Annotated in this window: 15 protein-coding genes and 1 riboswitch; of the genes, 2 read left to right on the top strand and 13 right to left on the bottom strand. The window is 60.8% G+C overall.

The features are described from left to right. The first annotated feature begins 200 nt into the window (after positions 1-200). Positions 201-1280, top strand: coding sequence for an SDR family oxidoreductase (locus IC235_RS22575; RefSeq protein ID WP_317173544.1), 1080 nt, complete (start codon positions 201-203; stop codon positions 1278-1280). 41 nt (positions 1281-1321) lie between these two features. On the opposite strand, the gene IC235_RS07610 is transcribed toward IC235_RS22575, so the two are convergent. From IC235_RS07610 to IC235_RS07580, 6 genes are all read right to left on the bottom strand, one after another. Then, on the bottom strand, positions 1322-1789 hold the full coding sequence (locus IC235_RS07610; RefSeq protein ID WP_191004572.1) for a GNAT family N-acetyltransferase: 468 nt from the start codon (positions 1787-1789) through the stop codon (positions 1322-1324). Between the two features lie 54 nt (positions 1790-1843). After that, the gene (locus IC235_RS07605) at positions 1844-4417 is read right to left on the bottom strand and encodes a type IA DNA topoisomerase (RefSeq protein ID WP_191004571.1); all 2574 of its coding nucleotides are present in this window, start codon (positions 4415-4417) and stop codon (positions 1844-1846) included. A 655-nt stretch (positions 4418-5072) separates the two neighbouring features. After that, complete coding sequence (locus IC235_RS07600) at positions 5073-5882, bottom strand: formylglycine-generating enzyme family protein (protein WP_191004570.1); 810 nt, start codon at positions 5880-5882, stop codon at positions 5073-5075. Between the two features lie 112 nt (positions 5883-5994). Continuing rightward, positions 5995-7449, bottom strand: coding sequence for an amino acid permease (locus IC235_RS07595; protein ID WP_191004569.1), 1455 nt, complete (start codon positions 7447-7449; stop codon positions 5995-5997). A 549-nt stretch (positions 7450-7998) separates the two neighbouring features. Further along, a riboswitch (SAM riboswitch) is annotated at positions 7999-8091 on the bottom strand. 808 nt (positions 8092-8899) lie between these two features. Next, a complete protein-coding gene (locus IC235_RS07585) occupies positions 8900-9997 on the bottom strand; it encodes a leucine-rich repeat domain-containing protein (protein WP_191004568.1) in 1098 nt (365 codons plus the stop codon). A gap of 187 nt (positions 9998-10184) precedes the next feature. Then, positions 10185-12149: a TonB-dependent receptor plug domain-containing protein gene (locus IC235_RS07580; RefSeq protein ID WP_191004567.1), complete on the bottom strand. Its 1965-nt coding sequence runs from the start codon at positions 12147-12149 to the stop codon at positions 10185-10187. Between the two features lie 190 nt (positions 12150-12339). On the opposite strand from IC235_RS07580, the gene IC235_RS07575 reads away from it, so the two are divergent. Continuing rightward, positions 12340-14826: a M1 family aminopeptidase gene (locus IC235_RS07575; RefSeq protein WP_191004566.1), complete on the top strand. Its 2487-nt coding sequence runs from the start codon at positions 12340-12342 to the stop codon at positions 14824-14826. Between the two features lie 101 nt (positions 14827-14927). Here the strand turns inward: IC235_RS07575 and IC235_RS07570 are convergent, their stop codons facing one another. The 7 genes from IC235_RS07570 to preA all read right to left on the bottom strand — a co-directional run bounded on the left by IC235_RS07570 (position 14928) and on the right by preA (position 22061). Then, the gene (locus IC235_RS07570) at positions 14928-15605 is read right to left on the bottom strand and encodes a carbonic anhydrase (protein ID WP_191004565.1); all 678 of its coding nucleotides are present in this window, start codon (positions 15603-15605) and stop codon (positions 14928-14930) included. Positions 15606-15693: 88 nt separating this feature from the next. Beyond that, entirely contained in the window at positions 15694-16155 is a 462-nt protein-coding gene (locus tag IC235_RS07565) for a SulP family inorganic anion transporter (protein ID WP_191004564.1), read from the bottom strand. Positions 16156-16183: 28 nt separating this feature from the next. Then, entirely contained in the window at positions 16184-17590 is a 1407-nt protein-coding gene (locus IC235_RS07560; RefSeq protein ID WP_191004563.1) for a sensor histidine kinase, read from the bottom strand. Positions 17591-17777: 187 nt separating this feature from the next. After that, positions 17778-18455 carry a response regulator gene (locus IC235_RS07555; RefSeq protein ID WP_191004562.1) on the bottom strand — a complete coding sequence of 226 codons (678 nt, stop codon included), beginning with the start codon at positions 18453-18455 and terminating at the stop codon, positions 17778-17780. 612 nt (positions 18456-19067) lie between these two features. Beyond that, entirely contained in the window at positions 19068-19376 is a 309-nt protein-coding gene (locus tag IC235_RS07550; RefSeq protein ID WP_191004561.1) for a hypothetical protein, read from the bottom strand. 199 nt (positions 19377-19575) lie between these two features. Continuing rightward, positions 19576-20256, bottom strand: a complete 681-nt coding sequence (locus IC235_RS07545; RefSeq protein WP_191004560.1) for a T9SS type A sorting domain-containing protein — start codon at positions 20254-20256, stop codon at positions 19576-19578. A gap of 416 nt (positions 20257-20672) precedes the next feature. Next, the gene (gene preA, locus IC235_RS07540) at positions 20673-22061 is read right to left on the bottom strand and encodes an NAD-dependent dihydropyrimidine dehydrogenase subunit PreA (RefSeq protein WP_191004559.1); all 1389 of its coding nucleotides are present in this window, start codon (positions 22059-22061) and stop codon (positions 20673-20675) included. Between the last annotated feature and the right edge of the window lie 150 nt (positions 22062-22211).

Here is a 22211-nt window from a genome sequence, read left to right as displayed (position 1 = left end):
GCCCACTGCGCATCCGTTAATTCGTATCGTGCTGCCATCCCCTAAGTTAAGCTCCAGCACTTTTCAGACACTGCCTAGAGCAACAGTCGGCCCACAACTTCACGCAGTTTCTGAACACGACCAGCGCCCGGCAGGTCATCTACCTCTCCGGCATCGCCAACGACCACGACCTGAGCGTACACCTGCGCTCGCGGCGAGCCGTGGAAACGGTCCTCGGCAAGGCCGAGCGCGCCGAGCTCACCGTTCTGCGGGCCAGCATCATTATTGGCTCGGGCTCGGCCTCATTCGAGATTATCCGTGATCTGGTGGAGAAGCTGCCGGTGATGGTGACGCCGCGCTGGCTTAATTCGCGCTGCCAGCCCATTGGCATTCGCGACATTATGTTTTACCTCAGCGCAGTGCTGGACAACCCGGCCTGCTTCGGCCGGGCCTTCGACGTGGGCGGGCCCGACGTGCTCACCTACCGCCAGATGCTGCTCGGGCTGGCCGCCGAGCGCGGCTACAAGCGGTGGATTGTAACCGTGCCCGTGCTTACGCCCCGGCTGTCGTCGTGGTGGCTGTATCTGGTGACCAGCACCACGTTCTCCCTCGCTCAAAGCCTGGTCGAAAGCCTGAAGAACGACACGGTGTGCGACCCTCGGAAGAGCATCAGCGCCGTGGTGGCCCATGAGTGCATGAACTACCGGGCGGCCCTGGCCCTGGCCTTCACCCGCATCGAGCAGAACGAGGTGGTGAGCTCGTGGAGCGACGCGCTGAGCAGCGGCACCATGCGCCAGAACTACATGGATGCTATTCAGATTCCCAAAAATGGCATGTTTTTCAACCGCCAGCTCATGCCCTTCCGACGGCCGGTGGCGGAAGTGCTCGACAACATCTGGCGCATCGGGGGCGACCGGGGCTGGTACAAGACGGACTGGCTCTGGCGCCTGCGGGGCTTTCTCGACAAGGCCGTGGGCGGCGTGGGCCTGCGCCGCGGCCGGCGCTCCCCCAGCCGCCTGCGGGCCGGCGACCCACTCGATTTCTGGCGCGTGCTGGTCGCGGACAAGGCCAGTCGCCGGCTGCTGCTGTACGCGGAGATGAAGCTGCCCGGCGAGGCCTGGCTGCAGTTTCGCATCATCGACCAGGCAGACGGTTCTTCCGCCGTGGAGCAGCTGGCCGCTTACCGCCCGCGGGGCCTGGCCGGCCGGCTGTACTGGTATTCGGTACTCCCATTCCACGGCGTTATTTTTAAAGGCATGGTGAAGAACCTGGTGCAGTATGAGGACAATGCAGCTCGCTAGCACAAATTAGCACTGAAGTTTTCGTCATTAGCCGGCGGCAATCAGGCGGGCAGTAGCATGTGCACATTGTGGAGGCCAGGGCCCCAGCCGTCAGTCTCGATAGCTAACGTACGGAATCCCAGCTTCTCGTAGAATCCAGCCGTGTGCTGCGAGGTATTGAGTTCAATGGCGCGGCCCGGAAATGCCCGCTGGCACTCGGCAATGCGAAATTGAGTGAATGCGCGGCCCACCCCCTGGCCGTGCAAGCAGCGGTCGACCATACCCCAGGTAAGTACGGCGTGGTGAGCATTCAACGCATAGCCGCCGACGGCTGCCACCTGGCCCGCCTGGGTAGTTCCATCCCCCCATTCGGCCACGAAATAGGGCCCCGGATCCTGGCGCAAAAAGCTGCATAAATCGGCCGCTTCCGATTCCAGAAAATACGGAGTGAGGTTGCTGCGAAATAGCGCCATCACGGAGGCCTCATCAGTGGCACGGTAAGGGCGAAACACGAAGTCGGAGAGCATCATCAGGCAATAACCATCTTCTAACCAATAGAACAGGCCAGCTTTTTACGTCAAGTCCTACCCGAACACCGGCACCACGCGCCCCTCTTCTACTTTCAGTGCGGCGTCGTACTTTTTCCCCGTTTTGGCGGAGATAAACCCCTTGATAACACTGGTTTCGCCCCGGCGCAGCAGCATCTTCAGCTGGGTTTCGGTGAGGGCCTTGCCGCCCCACTCGAAGGCGACACGAAACTGGCAGTCCTCGCGGAAGCGGGAGCAACCGTAGGCCGCCTTGCCCTTGAGCATGGTACCGAGCTTGCACACCGGGCACGGAATCTGGCCGGGGTCGGTGGCGGTGCTGGGCTTGCTTTCGGCGGCCAGCAGCAGCGTAGGCTGATAGGTCGCGTCGAGGCCAATGGCGGCGTCGAATTTCTGGCTCCCGGCCCCCACGAAGCCTTTCATGATGGGTGTGCGCCCCTTGGCCAGCAGGGCTTTCACTTGCGGGTCGCTGAGCTTTTTACCCTGGATTTCGGTGGGCAGCCGAAAGGTGCAACCCTCGCGGAATCGGCCGCAGCCAAAGGCCGTTTTGCCGCGCAGCACGGCGCCGCTTTTGCAAACCGGGCAGGAGCCCAGGCCGGCCGCTTCCCCAGCCGGCGCCTTGCCGGAGGCCTTCCCCGCGGGAGCTTTCGAGCCGGCCGCTTTACCGGTAGCAGCGGTAGCCTGCACGGCCGCTACTACCTGTTCGGCGCTGCCCGAAGTCACGGCGCGCCCCGAGGTGTCGGTTTTCACTTCCTGCACCATTTCGCGCACCAAGCCCGTGAGCTCGGCCAGGAATGCTTCCGACGACAGCTCGCCCTTCTCAATCTGGCGCAGCTTCTGCTCCCATTGGCCGGTGAGCTGCGCCGACTTCAGGGTGGGGTTGCGAATCAAGCCAATCAGCTCGACGCCCGTGGGTGTGGGCACGATGCGCTTCTTCTCGCGGCGGATGTAGTTGCGCTTGAACAGGGTTTCGATAATGGCGGCGCGGGTGCTGGGGCGGCCGATGCCGTTTTCCTTCATGGCCTGGCGCAGCTCGTCGTCGTCGATGTTGCGGCCGGCCGTTTCCATGCCGCGCAGCAGCGTGGCCTCGGTATAATCCTTGGGGGGCTGCGTGATTTTACTGTCCAGCCGGGGCTTGTGCGGGCCACTTTCGCCCTTCACGAAGCTGGGCAGCACCGTCGCAACCGTGTCGTCGTCTTCGGTGGTGCCTGAGGCTTGGTTGTTGGGGCCTGGAGCGGGCTTGGGAGCCTGCTGCTCTTCGGGGTTGCCGTACACCACTCGCCAGCCGGGGTTCAGAATTTGCCGGCCGCGCACCCGAAAGGGGCGCCCGGCGGCCTCGGCCAGCACGATGGTGTTGCTCACCTCGCAGTCGGGGTAGAAAGCAGCGATGAACCGGCGCGCAATGATGTCGTACACGCTGGTTTCCAGGCCCCCACTGGGTCCTGCCGCGCCGGTCGGAATGATGGCGTGGTGGTCGGTGACCTTGTTGTTGTTGAAAACCTTGGGCGTCTTCGGAATCTTGGTCGCCAGCAGCGGCGCGGTGAGGCTGTCGTAGCCAATGCCCCGCAGAATGCCGGGAATCTTCGCGTACTGGTCGTCGGGCAGAAACGTGGTGTCGACGCGCGGGTAGCTAACGGCCTTTTTCTCGTACAGGGCCTGCACGATTTTCAGCGTGTCCTCGGCCGAGAGGCCCAACTGGTTGTTGCACTGCACTTGCAGCGAAGTCAGGTCGAACAGGCGCGGCGGCGACTCGCGGCCTTTTTTGATTTCGACGTCCGTCACTACCAACGGCGCGGGGCGCACGGCTTCCAGGGCCGCGTTGGCTTCTTCCTCGGTCACGAAATAGCCCAGGGCGCGCAGGCGGGCCTTGTTGTCGGGGGCCGCGTCGGCATCCTTAGCCTTGTCGGGCGGGGCCACGTGGCTGAACATGGTGCCCCGGTACTCGGTGCGCAGCACCCAGTACGGCTCGGGCTTGAAGTTCTGGATTTCGTGCCAGCGCTCCACCAGCAGGGCCAGCGTGGGGGTTTGCACCCGGCCGATGCTCAGCAGCTGCTTATCCTGGTAAGAGGTGTACTTGAGGGTGAAGAGGCGGGTAGCGTTCAGGCCCAGCAGCCAGTCGCCCACGGCCCGGCTCTTGCCCGCCTGGTAGAGGCTGTCGAACTCCTTGGCCTCGCGCAGGTTCTGGAAGCCCTGGCGGATGGCTTCCTCGGTGAGCGAAGAAATCCACAGCCGCTTCACGGGTTTGCGGCACTTGGCCTCCATTAGCACCCAACGCTGAATCACCTCCCCTTCCTGCCCGGCGTCGCCGCAGTTAATGACTTCAGTGGCCTCGTCGACCAGTCGCTTGATGGTGTGGAACTGCTTGACCACCCCCTCGTCGCGGCGCATGAGCTTGATGCCGAACGTATCGGGAATCATGGGCAGGTTGTGCAGGCTCCACCGCTTCCACTCGGGCTGGTAGTCGTCGGGCTCCTTGAGCTGGCAGAAATGGCCAAAAGTCCAGGTGACCTGGTAGCCGTTGCCCTCCAGGTACCCATCCATGCGGCGGGTGGCCCCGAGCACGTTGGCGATTTCACGGGCTACACTGGGCTTTTCGGCAATGCAAACTATCACTGATGTAAACGGGTTGGGCGGGTTCCACGGATTCCTTTCCGCGCGAAGAATCAACAAAGGTAACCGCAGAAAAGGTCGCGTTTTCAGCAGCCGAAGACCCGCGCGGCCCCAGTTGCTGCCCAAGTTACGCTGCGCTAAACTCGCGCAGCAACTGGCGCGAGTTCCCCAACTGGCCCGCACTGACCCCAACTGACGCGAGTTACGCTGCGCTAAACTCGCGGTGGGCCATGACGGGGAGGCTGCGCCTCCCCTGCCGTGCCAGCGGCACGGCGGAACCGCACCAAATGAGCCGTTTTGTGGGAAGTGCAACCTCCCCCAATGGTGGGCCGAGTTACGCTGCGCTAAACTCGCACCATTGCTGAGCCAGACCGGGTGCCAGGCTGAGTGCGGATAAGCCGCGGAGCGGCGACAGGTTGGTAGAATGAACAATGGGAATGAATGCAAGCCGCGGAGCGGTGACAGCGGCGCGAGTAGTTCTGTCACCGCTCCGCGGCTTTCCCCCTTTAGCTTTAACGCCCAGCATGCTACCAACCTGTCGCCGCGCTGCGGCTTGTTCAAACTTTGAGTCTAAAGCTTGGGTTTACCGCAAGCACCACTGGGGCTAACCCTTGGTAGTCCGCAAACTGAATTAACTAACTTTCCTTATTTACGGCGTCTACCGCCCCGCCGCTTTCGGCCGCACCTGCACCTCACAGACGCACCGGAAGCCTAACCACGGGCGCGGGCCTGGGTTGGGCAGGTCGGCCCGAGGTGATACGTTGGGCTGGAACCAGGTGCCGCCCTTTATCACGCTGGGTCGGGCTGTCAGTTCCGCCACGTTGCCGGACAGGCCGCGAATTCCAAATCGGTTAGCAGGCAGCGAATTAATATCGGCGAGGGCAGCTGGTTCGGTAGCGAGGGTGGCCGGGGCCGGCTGGCTGGCGGCCAGTTCCCACTCGGCCGGGGTAGGCAGGCGGTACTCCACGCTGACGTTATGAGCAACCAGCAGCTTGTGTTGCTTGCCGTAGTACGTGGTGGAATTACGTTGGAGGGTAGCGGCTTGTAGCTGTTGGCGCACCAGGGCAGTCCGCCACCGGCAATAGTTGCGGGCCTGTCCGTACGTAATGCCCACCACCGGATAGTAGCGGTAGGCCGGGTGGGACAGGTAAGTGGCCACGGTGGTGTCGGCGGGCGAGCGGGCAGCTTTTCCCGCAGGACGCAGCCTGGGCTGGGCGGTTGAGTCGGGTAACTGCGACCGGTAAAATGCCGCCGATGAATCGCGGCGAATGAAGTGTAAGTACTCGAGCCAGTGCAGATTGGCTACTTCGGCTTCGTCCATAAACAAGCTATCCTGAATTTGCACCACCCCGGGTGCGCCCACACTCCGGCGCAGGTCGCCCGCGGAACGGGGAGCCGTGCTGGCGCAAGCAGCCAAGCCCACCAGGGATAGCCAGACAATCAGAAACTGCAAACAATACCGCTTCATCGTGCCGCCAAGATACGGGCCTCGGACAGAGTCGGGCCCCGAGCAAAACCGGCCTGCGCCCGGGAGCCGGCGCGCTTGGCTCGGCTATCGGAACCGCACTCCAACTGGCGCTTTACGCCGCTTGCTGTTTTTGCTGCTGCCGTAGCTTGCTGTATTTGCGGCCGTAGCTAAAGTAAATGGCCAGGCCGATGGCCAGCCACACGGCCAGCCGCAGCCACGTTCCCCAGGGCAGCGAGGCCATCATCACCAGGCACACCCCGATGCCGAGAATGGGCACCACCGGCACCCAGGGCGTGCGGAAGCTGCGCGGCGCATCGGGGTTGGTACGGCGCATGATTAGCACGCCGAGGCACACCATTACGAAGGCCAGCAGGGTGCCGATACTCGTCATCTCGCCCACCACGGCGATGGGCACGAAGCCGGCGAACAACGCGATAAATGTTCCCAGCAGCAAAGTAGACTGAAACGGCGTGTGAAAGCGCGGGTGCAGCCGGGAAAACAGCGGGGGCAGCAGGCCATCCCGCGACATGGAGAAGAACACCCGCGACTGCCCCAGCAGATCTACCAGAATCACCGAGGTATAGCCGATGAGGATGGCCAGAATCACCGCCGAGCTAAGCCAGGCGTAGGGTGTTTTCTCGATGGCGATGGCGACGGGCGCGGCGCTGTTTTTGAACTCGGTGTAGTTGGCCAGGCCCGTCAGCACGTGGCCAAACAGCACGAACAGGACCGTGCAAATGGCCAGCGAGCCCAGGATGCCGATGGGCATGTTGCGCTGCGGGTTTTTGGTTTCCTGGGCCATGGTGGCCACGATGTCGAAGCCAATGAATACGAAGAAAATCACCCCTGCTCCGCGCAGAATTCCGCTCAACCCAAACTCGCCGAAGGTGCCCGTATTCGTCGGAATGTAGGGCTGGTAGTTAGCCGGATCGATGTACCGCCACCCCAGCGCAATGAACACCAGCACCACGGCCACCTTCAGCGCTACCACCAGCCCGTTAAACCACGCCGACCCCTTGGTACCCCGCGTAACAATAGCCGTCAGGGCCAGCACGATGAGCATGGCGGGCACGTTCGCAACCCCCGCTACCACCGAGCCATCCGCCAGCGTGGCGGTCTCGAAGGGCGACATCACCAACTGAGCCGGAATGTGCAGGCCGTACTTGCCTAAGAATTTGATCAGGTACTGCGACCAGCTGATGGCGACCGCGGCGGCGCCGACTGAGTATTCGAGCACCAGGTCCCAGCCAATGATCCAGGCAAATAACTCGCCCATAGTAGCGTAGGCGTACGTGTAGGCGCTGCCCGAAACGGGCACCAGGGCGGCAAATTCGGCGTAGCACAGCGCTGAGAAGGCGCAGCCCACGGCGGCCACTACAAAAGAGAGGGTAACAGCCGGCCCGGCGTTGTTAGCCGCGGCAATCCCCGTGAGCGAAAACAAACCGGCGCCAATAATTACGCCGATGCCAATGGCAATCAGGCTGATGCCGTTGAGGCTGCGCTTGAGCGTGTGCGCCCCGGTTTCGGCGGCTTCTAATCGAAGCAGCTCCAGTGACTTTTTAAGCATGTGCTTGGTTGTAATGTGTTATAGCGCACCACCTTGGAGGGCGCCCTTGCGTGAATAAAATCGGCCCGATTTTCGGCCCGATGGCAGTATCCCGGTCTCGGTTAGGCCAACCCTCAAATCACTTATGCTGAAAACCGCTCCCTCCATTTGGCCGGGGCTGGCGGGGAGCAGAAAGGAATCAACCCCACCGTCTCAAAAGCCCCGATAGTCCTGAAGCTGGACGTTCCGGTCAGGCCCGGGCGCAATCCCTGGTTCGATACCGGGTACGCGGGCAGCAACTGCCTGAGCTGGGGCCGACTAGCCATTGCTCGTAGTCGTCGTAACCTGCTGCCAAGGCTTTAACGGCCCGTTGCCAGCGCGTACGCCGCGCACGAGCCCACAGCGGACCCTACCGGGCAGCGGGGGTATCAACAAAGCAGTATTAAGGGCCGGTTAGGCCAGGCAACAACAGCGACAACAGCCTGAGCCGGCCCAGGGCATTACTGCCAGGCGGACATCAAAAGCAGCAGGAAAATCGGAATTGTTGTTGGCAGCGTCCACGGCAACTTGTTTTTATATTAGCAGGACTTGGCACCGTACCCGCGGTTGCGGGGGGTTGCCGGCGCGTCGTTGAGCCTGTCTCTCAGCGCCTCTGTATAAAAACAATCCTTTGGCGAAAGAATTGATGGCCCAAAGGTAAGACAAAGGGCTCTCTCTTTCAAAACAGGAGTTGATCAGGAACGCGGCTCTGACCGCTGTTGATAACGAAGACCACTTGTCCACTAGAGGCTGTTATGAACTTGCGGGGAGGCGGGCCAACAGGATAGAAGTAAAGAACACGGAATGCCGTTGCTGTTCAGGCGCTCGCCGTCTCGGCTCAAGCCAGGCAGCGGAAACGACTCAGCCATGCAAAGCCGCACTCGATCACCCAGCGCTTGGGCAGCAGCACAAAGTCGGTTTCGCCCGCGATTTTTTAACCACTGGCCGGGATGATGACCACGCGTAGCAGTTGGCCCAGCGGATCGACGAAGGCCCTCTCCTCGGTCTTGGATATCACTGGGGCAGGTGCGAACGGTTGCCATACCCCAAATTTCACTACAAGTTCATAACAGCCTCTAGCTCCTAGCTCAGGTCTTCAATCCGCTACCAGCGGCTCACTCCTGTAACTATAGCGGTTCTCCGATCAGTGTACCGGACGCCGCCGGTGAAACCTAACCCCTCTCCCCAGGAGAGGGGGAGCCAGACATGGTGGACACGGACTGGAAAAATGCTTTAATTTACCCATAATTCTACTCCTTTCTTTTTGCGTAAGGTCAAATAAGTGGAAGAAACAGGGCTGAGATATTGGTGGGTTGATAAGATTGAGCAGCTGTTGATAAGCGGAGAATGCTTATCACATAGATGGTCGTTTCGTTAAAAGCACGAGCTTCCCAAGGCAAGACCAAGCATAAACTACCAAGCCCCTGCGCTTTTATTCATCCACCAGTAATTTCAACCCCGGCTTTTGGCGTAAGGCGGAGGGGATATGAATGAAGGGATTACCACGGGCATCCAGCTTGGTGAGCTTAGGCAATGACGCTAAGCTTTCCGGCAAGGCTGGTAGCTGGTTAGAAGCGCAATAGAGTTCTTCTAAGTTTAGTAACGCTCCTATACTTTCGGGGAGGGCTTGCAGTTGGTTATAAGAGCAACCAAGCTTTCGTAAGCTTTGCAGCTGCCCTAAGCTTTCTGGAAAGGTTTGTAGCTGGTTGTTATAGCAATCGAGCAGTTGTAAGTTTTGTAACTGCCCTATGCTTTCGGGCAGGGCTTGCAACTGGTTATTATTGCAATAGAGCGTTTGCAATTTCCGTAGCTGCTCTATGCTTTCAGGCAGAGCTTGTAGCTGGTTATCACAACAATCGAGTAATTCCAGAGTTTGTAGCTGCCCGAGGCTTTTTGGCAAGGCTTTTATCTGATTGCCAGAACAATATAGTACTTCTATTTTTTTTAGCTTTCCCAAGCTTTCGGGTAGGGCTTGTAGCTGGTTCCGTTCGCAAATGAGCGTTCGCAATTTTTGTAGCTGCTCTATGCTTTCAGGCAGGGCCTGGAGTTGGTTATCAAAGCACCTGAGCTTTTGCAAGTTTTGTAACGCTCCGAGGCTTTGAGGCAATACTTGTAGTCGGTTACCGGCGCAATCAAGCAATTTCAGCTGGGGTAGCCGCCCAATACTTTCAGGTAAGGTTTGTAGTTGGTTATCAGTGCAATCAATTGATCGTAAGTTTTTTAATTCTCCTAAGCTATCGGGCAGCGCAGTAAGCTTTCTTCCCCCCGGTATCTTTAGGCGGGTGAGTTGAAATAGCTGGGTGAGGTCGACGGCATCCAGCGTCTTGCGCTTGTTTCTAAAAGCGAGCTGGTAAAGGGAGAGCAAGCCGTCCAGGTACTGCCGGAAAGTGGCCGGATTACCTAAGCTCTTGGCTAACTGCAAGGCTTGCTGAATGTTGGTCTCTTCCCCGGAGCGTACCAATTGGATCAGCTCGGCTACTTGCTCGGAAACGGAAGCTTGATCTGAAGGAGTAGCTTGGTCGAGAGTCATAGGTAATATGCTGAGCTGCTTGCTATTTGATGACCAGATAATGCTTATCCAGCAAATAATTATTGCCCTTGCTTGGTTTCGCTCTAGGTTAGGCTGTCCCTTCTACGAGAAGGAGAAGTAGGTGCTGGCGGCCGGTGCGCGCCGAGCGGTAGGGCGTAGGTTACGCTCCGCTAAGCGCCCCGGCGTCTTATTTCCGCAGCGCCAGCCGCAGGCCACCCATCAGCCACCGAGAAGGCATCTGGGCGCCCAGCAGATCCGCGTACTGCTCGTTCAACAGGTTCTGGACCTGGCCCGTAAGCCAGAGCCGCTGCGGCAGCATCGCCACTTCCAGCCGGGCGTTGAACACCACGTACTCCCGGCGCTGGGTGCGGTTGATGAGCGCCGCGGCATTGGCGTCGCGTTGCTTCCAAAGGCCACTGAGGCTGCCATTGACGCGGTTGGAGGTGAGCCCGACCGTGCCCGAAACCACGTGGCGGGCAATGTTGGCCAGGTACTGCGAGGCAATGTTTTCGGCGTTGGCCACGCGCACGTACGTGTAACCCACGCTGCCGTCGAGCCGGGTTTTAGGAGTGAGGGCCTGGGTGTAGGCCAGCTCCGTTTCCAGCCCCTGGGTGGTCACGTCGAACAGGTTTTGGGCGTAGCGGTAGGTAGCCGCCGCGCTGAGGTTGGTGAGCCCGCTGGCTTCGATAACCTGGGCGCCCGGCGTGGGCACGTAATCGATCTGGTTGTTGCCCTTGCGCCGGAAGCCCGTGATTTTAGCCGTGAGGCCGGGCACGGGGTGGTAGTCGGCACCAACTTCATAGTTTAGCGTGCGCTCGGCCTGCAAACCGGCGTTGCCCACGTTGAAGCCACTGGGCACGATGCCGGCCCGGCCGTTCGAGTTGTAGCGCTCGGTGAAATCGGGGGCCCGAATAGCCCGGCCAATGGCCCCGCGCACGGTCAGCACGTCGCCCACTTGCTGGCTCACGTTGAGCTGCGGTACCAGCTCGGTGCCGTAGGCCTGGTCGTGGTCGAGGCGCAGGCCGCCGGTGAGGGCCAGTCCGGAGGTAGGCGTCAGGGCCACGACCCCGAAGGCGGCGTAGTGCCATTGCGCGTGGTTGCCGCGATCGTTGCTCACCACGGCGCGCCGGTCGGCCTGGCCGCCGAGCGTGGCCCGCACCTGGGCGGAGAACTGCTGCTGGTGGCTGACGAGCACGTTGGTGTAGCGCGTGAGGTGGTCGCTGGCCACCGACGTGGGCGTGAACAGGTAGTAATCGGTGCCCCGGCTGGTCGAAACCTGGGCCTCGGTGCGGGCGCGCTCGTTGTGCTGGTAGCGAACTTGTCCCTGGTACCAGTCCTTGTTGGTGGTTTCGCGGGCTTGGTCCGCCAGACTGGTGGTGTAGAAGTATTGGGCGCTGTAATCACGGCGGTCGAGGCTGGCGCGGGCGGCCAGGCTCAGCCGGGGCGTGAGCTCGTAGGCCGCCGAGAGCGAGTAGGTTTTCAGACGGACATCGCTGCGCGAGGTGCTGGGGGCGTCGCGCAGCTGGCCGTCGGTGGTGTTCAGCAGAATGCCGCCGCCCAGGCGCAGGCGGTCCTGGGCCAGGAAGCCGCCGGTGCTAGTGTGCCACAGGTTCCACTCGCCGCGCAGGATAGTGCTGGTGAGCTCGGCCTCGTGGCGGCGCTCGGTAGCCGCGAACGTTTTGGTGACGATGTTGATGACCCCACCCACGGCATCGGGGCCGTAGAGCGCGGCCCCGGCCCCGCGGATGATTTCAATCTGCTCAATCTCGGCCGGGGTGATGGGCAGGTAGGCCCCAAAGTGACCCGTGAGCGGGTCGTTCAGGCGCAGGCCATCGAGCAGAAAAAGCACTTGGTTGAAGGTGCTGCCCCGCAAGCTCACGTCGGCCTGAGCCCCGAAGCTGCCCCGGCTCTGGATCTCCAGCGCCGGCAGGCAGCGGAGCAGGTCGTCGAGCGAATTAACGGGGTAGCGGGCCAGGCTGGCGCCGGGAACTACCGTAACGGCGTGCCCGGTCTGGTTGCCGGGCTGGCTCAGGCGGGAGGCGTACACCGTGACTTCGCGCAGGGCGCGGCTGCTGTCGGCGGGCGTCTGGGCCAGCGCATTAAAGGTGAAAAAGGGGCAGAGGAAGAAGGTGGCGTAGCTCTTAAGTCGCATTCAGGAGGCAGTTGATGAGGCCACAAACTTACGGCTCGAGCCGGAGCGCGCAGCCCGCGCCCCGCACTTCAGAGGGGTACATCGGAATACGGCCCCTCCCGGCGCGCTACTTTCGTGGCCGGATGGGCAACGTTATCGGCCCTGGCCCGTCCTTCCCGCAAGCTCCTGTTTTTACTCACTACAGTTTTCAATGAAGCACCTTTTTGTGTCGGGCCTGCTGGGCCTGGTGGCCGTCGATTCGGCCCTGGCGCAAGCCCCTACCCCACCCGCCGCGCAGGCCGAAGCGCCGTATCGCGCTTCGGCCACTAAGATCAACGACTTGGTTCACACCAAGCTCGACGTGCGCTTCGACTATGCCAAGCGCTACCTCTACGGCAAGGAGTGGGTCACGCTCAAGCCCCACGCCTACCCCACCGACTCGCTGCGGCTCGACGCCAAGGGCATGGACATCAAGACGGTGGCCCTGATGAACGGCAACCAGCCCCAACCTCTGAAATACACCTACACCGACGCGGCCAACCTGCGCATCAGCCTGGGCAAAACCTTTAAGCCCGGCGAGACCTACACCATCTACCTCGACTACACGGCCAAGCCCGATGAGTTGAAAACGCAGGGCAGCGCGGCCATCACCGACGCCAAGGGCCTGTATTTCATTAATCCCGACAGTGCCGTGGCGGGCAAGCCGGTGCAGATCTGGACGCAGGGCGAGACCGAAGCCTCGTCGGCCTGGTTCCCAACCATTGACCGGCCCAACCAGAAAACCACCCAGGAAATCAGCCTGACTGTACCCAGCAAGTACGTTACGCTCTCCAACGGCCAGCTGGTGAGCCAGCAGCCCGCCGGGCCCGGCCTGCGTACCGACACCTGGAAGATGGACCTGCCCCACTCGCCCTACTTGTTCATGATGGCCGTGGGCGACTTCAAAATCTACAAAGACACCTGGCGGAGCAAGGAAGTGAGCTACTACTTGGAGCCCAAGTACGCGCCCTTCGCCAAGCAGATTTTCGGTAACACGCCCGACATGCTGGAGTTCTTCTCCACTCGCCTCGGCGTGGAGTACCCCTGGCATAAATACAGCCAGATCGTGTGCCGCGACTACGTGAGCGGGGCCATGGAGAACACTACCGCCACCCTGCACGGCGAACACATGCAGTTCACCGACCGCGAGCTGCTCGACCGGGAGTACAGCAACGAGTCGACCATCGCCCACGAGCTGTTCCACCAGTGGTTCGGCGACTACGTAACGGCCGAGTCCTGGGCTAACATCACCGTGAACGAGACCATGGCCGACTTCTCCGAAGGGCTTTACGCCGAGCATAAATACGGGCGCGAGGCGGCCGATGCCCACTACTACACCTACCTGCGACGCTACCTGGCCAGCCCGCGCGATGCCACCAAACCCCTGGTGCGCTTCCACTACGACCAGCAGGAAGAAGTGTTCGACCTGGTGAGCTACCAGAAAGGTGGCGCCATCATGGACATGCTGCGCACCTACCTGGGCGATGACGTCTTCTTCGCCGGCCTGCAGAAATACCTGAAAGACAACGCCCTCAGCAACGGCGAAGCCCACCAGCTGCGCCTGGCCTTCGAAGCCGTGTCGGGCCAGGACCTGAACTGGTTTTTCAACCAGTGGTATTACGCCCCCGGCCACCCCGTAGTGACCATCACCTACGCCTGGGACGCGGCCCGGAAGATGCAGTCCGTGACCGTGGAGCAGACCCAGGGGGGCCGGCCTTTCCGCCTGCCCTTCACCATCGATTACTACGTGGGTGGCAAGGTGCAGCACCAGTCCGTGGTGATGACTGAAACCACTCAAACCTTCACCATGCCCCTACCGGCCAAACCCGCCCTGGTAAACGTGGATGCCAACAAAAAGCTGCTCTGGCTGAAAACCGACAACAAGCCGATGAGCGACTGGGTGTACCAGTACCACCACGCCCCCTTGTTCGTGGACCGGCGCGAAGCAGTGGACGCTGCGGCCAAAGAGCAAACCAGCAACGCGGCGGCCCGGGGGGTGCTGCTGGCAGCCCTCAACGACCGGTACTACAGCATGCGCCGGACGGCGATTGAAGCCCTGAAGCTCGACGATAAAAGCGGAGCCAAAGCCGCTGCCCCCGCCCTGCGTAAGCTGGCGGCTACTGAGAAAAACACCGCGGTGCTGACCCCCCTGCTCACGGCCCTGGCTCAATTGAAGGACAAGCAAGACGTGAAGTACGTCACCCGGCAGCTCAACAGCCCGTCCTACAACGTGCAGGGGGCCGCCCTGCAGGCGCTGGGAGCCGTGCAGCCCGCCGAGGCCCTGGCCCGCGCCAAAGCGTACGAAAAGGACGGTCATGCCGCCCTGACGCAAGCCGTGGTTGAGGTATATGCCCAACATGGTAGCCTGGCGCAGTGGCCCTACGTGCGCGACCAGTTCGACGCGGCCCGTCCCCAGGGCAAATTCAACCTGCTCGAACCGCTGGCCGGCATGCTCGGCCGCCTCGACGACCCCACCGCATTCAGCGAAGGCGTAACCCGGCTGAAGGACCTCGCCATCAAGTACAAGGCTTACGGGGCCGACCAGCCCGTGCTGGCCTTGCTACAAGTTACGGCCAAGGCCCAAGCCGGCCGCGCCCATGCCACCGACGCCCAACAAGTCGTTGCCAGAGCCACCGAGGAAATTCAAGCCGCCAAATAAACCTGACTACCTCAGGCGGCGCCGCAGCCAACAAAAGAGCCCGCAGCAGTTGCTGCGGGCTCTTTTGTTGCGTAAAAAAGACTACGAAACAATTAGTGAACTTATTCCTCGGTGGGCGCGGACTTCTCCGCCCCTGCCTCCGGGGCCTTTTCCTCGGGGGCATCGGTGCTGTAGATGTGGTCGAACTCGTCCAGCTCCTCGGTGTCTGCTTCCAGGTCTTTCAGCAAGCCCTCGTGCAGGTCGTACACCAGGCCGTGGAGCTTGGGCGGATTGGGCCTCTTACGAGCGTTCTGGATAATGCTGGTTTTGGCCAGGTTGCGCACCTGCTCAATGACATTGAGCTCGACGAGACGACGCAGGCGCTCGTTGACGTCCTTGATGCGTAGGAGCTCGGCTTCGTGCAGGCGCACCACATCGCGCACGTTGGTCAGCCAGTTGTCAATCAAGCCATACTGCTTGCTGGAAGCTGCTGCTGCTACCCCCCCGCAGCCGTAGTGCCCCACCACCAGAATGACTTCAACTTCCAGCACTTCCACGGCGTACTGCAGCACCGAGAGCAAATTCATGTCGGTGTGTACCACCACGTTGGCAATGTTGCGGTGGGTGAACATCTCGCCCGGCCCGGTGCCGGTGATGGCACTGCCCGGCACCCGCGAGTCGGAGCAGCCAATGAACAGATAGCGGGGCTTCTGGCCCACGGACAGCTTGTGAAAATACTCGGGGTCTTCGGCGAGTTTGGTTGCTACCCAGCGGCGGTTGCCTTCCAGAATGTGTTCCATAGAAAATCAAAGTAAAGGCGCAAACCGTTCTGTTTACGGGAAACGGACCCGGGGCGCCAGCAAAAACGACAATTAACACCCACCTCATTCAACTGGCCAGAGGGCGCGCAAGGCATAGCGGGCGCCCGGTGGGGGTGGCAAGGCTTAGTGTCCGGCCACGGCTGCAATGCGAATGCCGCGCAGCTCCAGGGTCACGCTCAGGGGCAACCCGCCGAAACGATTCGATGACCTCAAGCACTTGGTGGTCGATATCGACCGATTTGGTGCCGTCGATGATGTGGCTCCCGTGTAGCAGTCGCTCCAGGGTATTTACGATGCTGGCTTTGTTGAGGAACGATACGTGCTCCGATAATTGCAGGTGGACGGTGTCGGGATGGTCGTGGTCCACGTTAGGTTTCGGGAAGTAGGCTTGTTCGGCGTTGGCTTTCAGGATGAAGCAGAAGCCGACCGCCAGGCTTGTTCTAACTCCTCTAAGCAAATCGGTGAAGAGCACGGCTAAGCTGGTGACGATAAAGGGCGTGAACTGCGCCCAGCCTAACTGCCATTGCATGCACGCTGTTAAAACTGATATATGTGGTTTAATATCGCGCTCGAGGCCATTCCAGACTCACCTGGGTGCCGCGGCCTGGTTCGCTTTCCACGCCCACAGTACCGCCGTGCAGCTCCATGATGCGGGCGGCCAAGGGCAAGCCAATGCCGTGGCCGGGTACGGTACGGGTTGTGGCGGCCCGAAAGAAGGGCACAAAAACCCGCTGTAAATCCGTCGCGGTCAGTCCGGGCCCTTCGTCGACCACGAGCAGGGTAATAGTGGAATCGGTCAGGCTCAGCGAGGCCGTAACGGTGCCCCCCTGGTCGGCCGAAAACTTGCACGCGTTGTCGAGCACGTTCAGCACGGCCGACAGCAGCAGGGCTTCGTTCCCGCGCACGGCAAACCAGCTGCTCTCGTCGGCATCACCAAAATTCAGGTCGACGCGACAGGTGGGATGGCGGTGTAAGAGCTGCTCATGGGCTTGCAGCAGCAATTCGTCCAGGTGCACGGTCGTCATGGGCACCTGCGAGGGGTCGTCGGAGGCGCGGGCAATCTGCAGCAGCCCGCTGGTGAGCTCGTTGAGCCGCCGGGCCGAGTCGAGCGTGCTTTGTAACACGCGGCGGTACTCGGCGGGGGGGCGGTCTGCCTGTAGCAAGGCCACTTCCAGCTCGCCAATCAGGGCCGTGAGGGGCGTCCGTAGCTCGTGGGAAGCGTCGCGCACGAAGGTACGTTGGCCGGCAAACGCCGATTCCAGGCGGTCGAGCAGGCGGTTAAACCGTTGGGCCAGGCGACCAATCTCATCGATCGGGCCCGCCCCCTGAGTCAGCCGCTGGCTCAGGTCGGTAGCGGTAATGCCGTCGACCTCCTGCACCATCTGGCGCAGTGGCCGCAGGGCCTGACCCGCGAAAAACCAGCTGCCAATGCCCGTCACCACCAGGGCGGCCAGCAAGCCCGCCCCCAGTAGCTGCCGGAGATGCCGCAGTTGCTGGCGGCTGTCTTCATCCACTGAGCAGGCCACTACTACCAGTGGGCCCAGGCGCGCATCGTGGTACAGCAGGCCCACGGTTGCCCGGTAGTTGGTTTCGGGTTCCAGCACTGCCCGGCCGTGGCGGCGCACCCGGGTCAGCCACGCGGCCGGCACCCCCTTGCCCACGTACTGCCCCTCCTGAAATACTAGCCGGTTGGCCGCGTCGTACACCCGCCCTTGCTCGGCGGGCAGGGTGCGGGAGAGCTGATCTAAGTAGCGCCGGTACAAGGCCCGATTACCCGCGTTGGCACTGCTATTCTGCGCATCGGCATAAGCGTGGCCCACCACCAGGGCCCGCTGAAAAAGGCTTTGGGTGAATACCACCTGCCGTGCTTGCTCGGTAGCGATGTAGATAACCAGCGCAAACAGCAGCAGCGTCACGGCCAGAATAGACCCGAACTGGAGCGCAAGGCGAAGACGGATGGACATAGGAACACAGGAACTGGGCTGATGGACTAGTTAGCAGAGGCGCTAACGATGTAAATGATAGCCCCGATGCTCTGATACCAATCCTAAAAGTGGCTAAGCAAGCCTTATCAGCCTACCAGCCCTTTACCTAATCAGGGCATTAGCTGAGCAACTATACCGCATATGGGCTCGCTAACCAATTAGCGCATCATTCACTTTTCATCACGTAGCCCATGCCCACCAGCGTATGAATCAGCTTGGGCTCAAATCCTTTGTCGACCTTCTTGCGCAGGAAGTTGATGTATACGTCAATTACGTTGGAGCCCGTATCGTAGCTCATATCCCAGACGTGTTCCAGCAGGTCGGCCCGCGACACTACCCGGCCTTGATTGCGCAATAAGTATTCGAGCAGGGCGAACTCGCGGGCCGTGAGCTGTACTACCTGGCCCGCTCGCTCGACCCGCTTGGCGCCGGGGTCGAGGGTTAAGTCGGCCAAGTGCAGCACGGCTTTGGGCGCGGGCGCTTCGGTGCGGCGCCGCACCAAGGCCCGCAGCCGGGCCAGCAGTTCCTCAAAGGCAAAGGGCTTGACCAGGTAGTCGTCGGCACCGGCATCGAGGCCGCGGATTTTGTCGTCGGTTTCGCCCAGCGCGGTGAGCATCAGGATAGGCACGCCCGCATCGTGGGCGCGCACTTGGCGGCATATTTCCAAACCGCTTAAGCCAGGCAGCATCTGGTCTAGAATCAGGCAGTCGTATTGCGCAGATTGGGCCCGATGCAAGCCCAACAAGCCGTCGGCGGCAAGGTCGACGGTATACTCCTGCTCGCTCAACCCTTGGTGCAGAAATGCCGCAACGGCAGGTTCGTCTTCAACTAAAAGGATTCTCATGGGGCCGGAAGGTAGCGCCAGCCGCCGGAAAAAGCAGCCGCTTGTTCTTATGCCCGCCGGTACGGAGGAGGCCGAAGGCGGCGCGAGCCCGGTCCTACTGCCGCGCCACGCTACCGCAAACCTACTGCCTCCGAAACTCGGGGGCCTCGATTATGCGGCATTTTTTTGGTGGTGGCCGGGACCTGCCCCGCCGTTTCAGGGCCAAGGGTGCCGGCCTGCAACCGAACCCCAAGGGCGAGCAGAACCAACAAAATCAAGGCCAGGTAGTACCGAAAATACTGTTGAATATTTGTGTACATAGAGCCGACGCAGCTTTCAAGGTAAAGAATTGGAGCTACTATGAATCAGCCCCTTACCTAGCCTCTAATGTAGCACTAAAAAGCTATTTACTGTCCTGTCTGAATAACAAAATCGGATTCTTTCCGCGGAAAACACCAAATCAGTTGGTGAAGGGGAATTTTTCCGTCAACATGCAGGTGGATGTAACGGCAGCGGGGCCCCAATACCCAGTGTTTACAACCCAGGATTGAGCTTTGAGCATTGCAAACGCAACCGGGCTGCCCCCTCCGGTAGGGAGCAGCCCGGTTTCGGAGTCCGCTTGTGGAACCTGCGTTAGTCACTGCCGCGGCGGCGGCTGTGCCCGTAGGTTCTTTGGTCGTAGTTGCCGTTGCCATTGTAGCCATTACCATTCGGGCGGTAGCCGTTGCCTCGGTTCTGGCGGTAGGTGTCGTAAAGCGGCCAATAGGGCCTGCGGTAATACGGCCGGGGCACGACCACCGGGGGGCAATAATAGGGCTGTACGGGAGCGTAATACACCGAAGTCGACGGGTAGTACACATAATCGGGGCCGAGAGCGGCGACGCAGCCACTTAATAACATCAGGCCGAAGCCCAGGGCGAAAATCAGGAGTTTAATTTTCATGGTATAGCAAGGTGCCTGCGCACGTCAGGTTAGAGGTGAAACCGTTTCGGAGGAGAAACAAAAGGCGGGCCGAAATCATTTCTTGACGCTTCCTTCACCATATAATTATGCTTTTCAGCTTGCTTGTTGCTCCATAATTAGCCCGATAAACTGACTCGGATCGGCCCCTGCTTTTCCTGCTTGCAACTTTGGCTTAGCTCTATTCCAGTACTATGCGTCGGGCTAGGGGCGACTGTCCGGGGGCGCAGAGCAGCAAGGTATAGGTACCGGCCGGTAATGCCCGCAAGTCCAGTTGGTGGGAGGCGGGCACGGCTTGCTGGCGCACGAGGCGACCGGTAAGGTCGTAGACCTGCAAGGTGGCGCCGGGTGCCAGAGTAGCAGGCAGGCGTAAAGTGAGTAACCCGGCCCCAGGGTTAGGAAATACAACAAATCCTACGGCAGTAGCACGGGCCTCGGCACTAGTGAGCAAAGCTCCAGTAGTGGCATTATAGCCAATGCCGGGAAGGCCGGTGGCCTGAAAGCTTACCATAGGGCCCATGTAGCCGGGGTCGGTGCCGTGGCAGGCAAGCGATTGCGGCTGGAGGTACTGCACACTGCCCAACTGCTCATAGACCCGCCCGCTCCAGGAGCCGAGTGCAGTGCCCGGTTCGTTTGCTAAGTGCATGCGGAACCAGCGCAACGACCGGCCTCCCACTTGCCGCCGCCCCACGCTATCCACTACCACCTGAACCTCCCCCCGCGCGCAGGTGCCAAAGGGGGTGACGGGCATCGTGAGCCAGGTATCCCCGGGCTGGGCCGCAAAATCATACAGGGTATAAAACCGTCCGTTGGCCTGCACTTCCACCCGGTCGCCGACCACGCGGGTAACCACCGAAGGCATTGCCCACGAGTAGCTAGTGCCGGGCAGCGGTATTCCGGGACCCAAATAGGCCATGGCAGTACCGGTCCTTTGGAGAAGTTGCGCGGCTTGCCCATCCACTATGGTATCGCGGGCATACCAAACTGAGACTGTACCAAATCCCCCCCCCATTTCGCCATAGCGATAGGTCCAACGAGCCCCCACCGGGCACCACATGGCAGGGTTAGCCGACTGGCCCCGCACAGCGGGCGATAGCATCAGTCCTAATATGAACAGGCGTATAAATTTTATCATTTCCGTGGTTGTAAGTTGCTACTAGAGATAAGCAAGGTACTAAAAAAGCCAGTATATCTAAATAAATACCAAATAATGGAGCAAAAATCAAGGCTTCACCAACCGATAGCTTTTGACAGTATTTTCCCGCTCGTTACCATCAGCTAGGCCTCGGCGGGCACGTCGGTTTCGCCACTCAGCACGCGGGCTTTACCGGGGAGCGTTTTATGCCGCTCCTTGCCCAAGGCGGCAGTGGGTGCGGGCACCCAGTGGTGGCGCCCCCCGGCTTTCTCGTCGTTGAACGCCACGGGAATATCACCGGCTTCGGTGCGTTCTTTCCAGGTCACGTGCTCGGTGCCGGCATCGGTACGCTCCATCGTGATGCACTGCTCCACCGGGCACACCAGCGAGCAGAGGTTGCAGCCCACGCAGTTCTCCTCGATGATTTCGGGTACGCGGGTGCCGGCGTTCAGCCGGATGGCCTGGTGGGCACCATCTTCGCAGGCGGTGTAGCAAAGTTGGCAGCCAATGCACTTCTGCTCGTGAATCTGGGCCGTTACCTTATACTTCATGTTGAGCTGCTCCCAGGGCAACACGTTCGGCAGGGCCTTGCCCACAAAATCGTAGATGGTATTGAAGCCCTTCTCCACCATGTACTGCTCGAGCCCGGAGGTCATCTCCCGGATGATGCCGAAGCCAAAGTGCATAGCTGCCGTGCACACTTGCACGCTGGAGGCGCCGAGCAACAGGTGCTCCACCGCGTCGCGCCAGTTCTCAATGCCGCCAATGCCCGAGATGGGCAGCCGCACGTCGGGGTGCTGGGCACAGTTTTTCACCATGTTCAGGGCAATAGGCTTCACGGCCGGGCCACAGTAGCCGCCGTTGGTACCCTGGCCATCCACGATGGGATAGGGCGCGAACCGGTCGAGGTCGACCCCTACGATACTCTGAATGGTATTGATGAGCGAAATAGCGTCGGCGCCGCCGCGCCGCGCCGCCAGGGCGGGCTCGGTGATGTCGGAAATATTGGGCGTCAGCTTCACGATGACGGGCTTTTGGGCCACTTCCATCACCCACTCCACAATCATTTGCAGCACCTTGGGTTCCTGCCCGACCGCCGAGCCCATCCCCCGCTCGCACATGCCGTGCGGGCAGCCGAAATTCAGCTCGAAGCCATCGGCCCCGGCCTCCTGCGACTGGCGCACGATGTCGTGCCACTCCTGCCGGCTCTGCACCATCAGCGAGGCGATGACGGCGTGGTGGGGAAAGCGCTTTTTCACTTCCTCAATCTCGCGCAGGTTGTCGGCCAGCGGCCGGTCGGAAATCAGTTCGATGTTGTTGAAGCCGACCAGCCGCTTGTCGCGGTAATTTACCCCCCCGTAGCGGCTCGACACATTCACGACGGGCACGCCCAGGGTCTTCCACACCGCGCCGCCCCAGCCGGCGTCGAAGGCTTTCATTACCTGGTAGCCGGAGTTGGTGGGCGGGGCCGAGGCCAGCCAGAAAGGGTTGGGCGATTTGATGCCGGCGAAATTGATGGAGAGGTCGGGCATGGAAGTAGCGCGGACTTTGAGAGTCCGCGTTTAGGTGATAGAATAGTCTGTTGCCAGGCAGGTGGGATGGCCAACTCTCAGAGTCCGGCTTGTCCTGGTGGCTTTCGCCGCCTTCTGCCCTTAGGTGGCTAACTCGCGGACTCGCAGAGT

This window comes from Hymenobacter montanus, from assembly GCF_014699115.1.
GTDB classification, from domain to species: domain Bacteria; phylum Bacteroidota; class Bacteroidia; order Cytophagales; family Hymenobacteraceae; genus Hymenobacter; species Hymenobacter montanus.
This window is presented reverse-complemented; position numbering and strand designations above follow the sequence as displayed.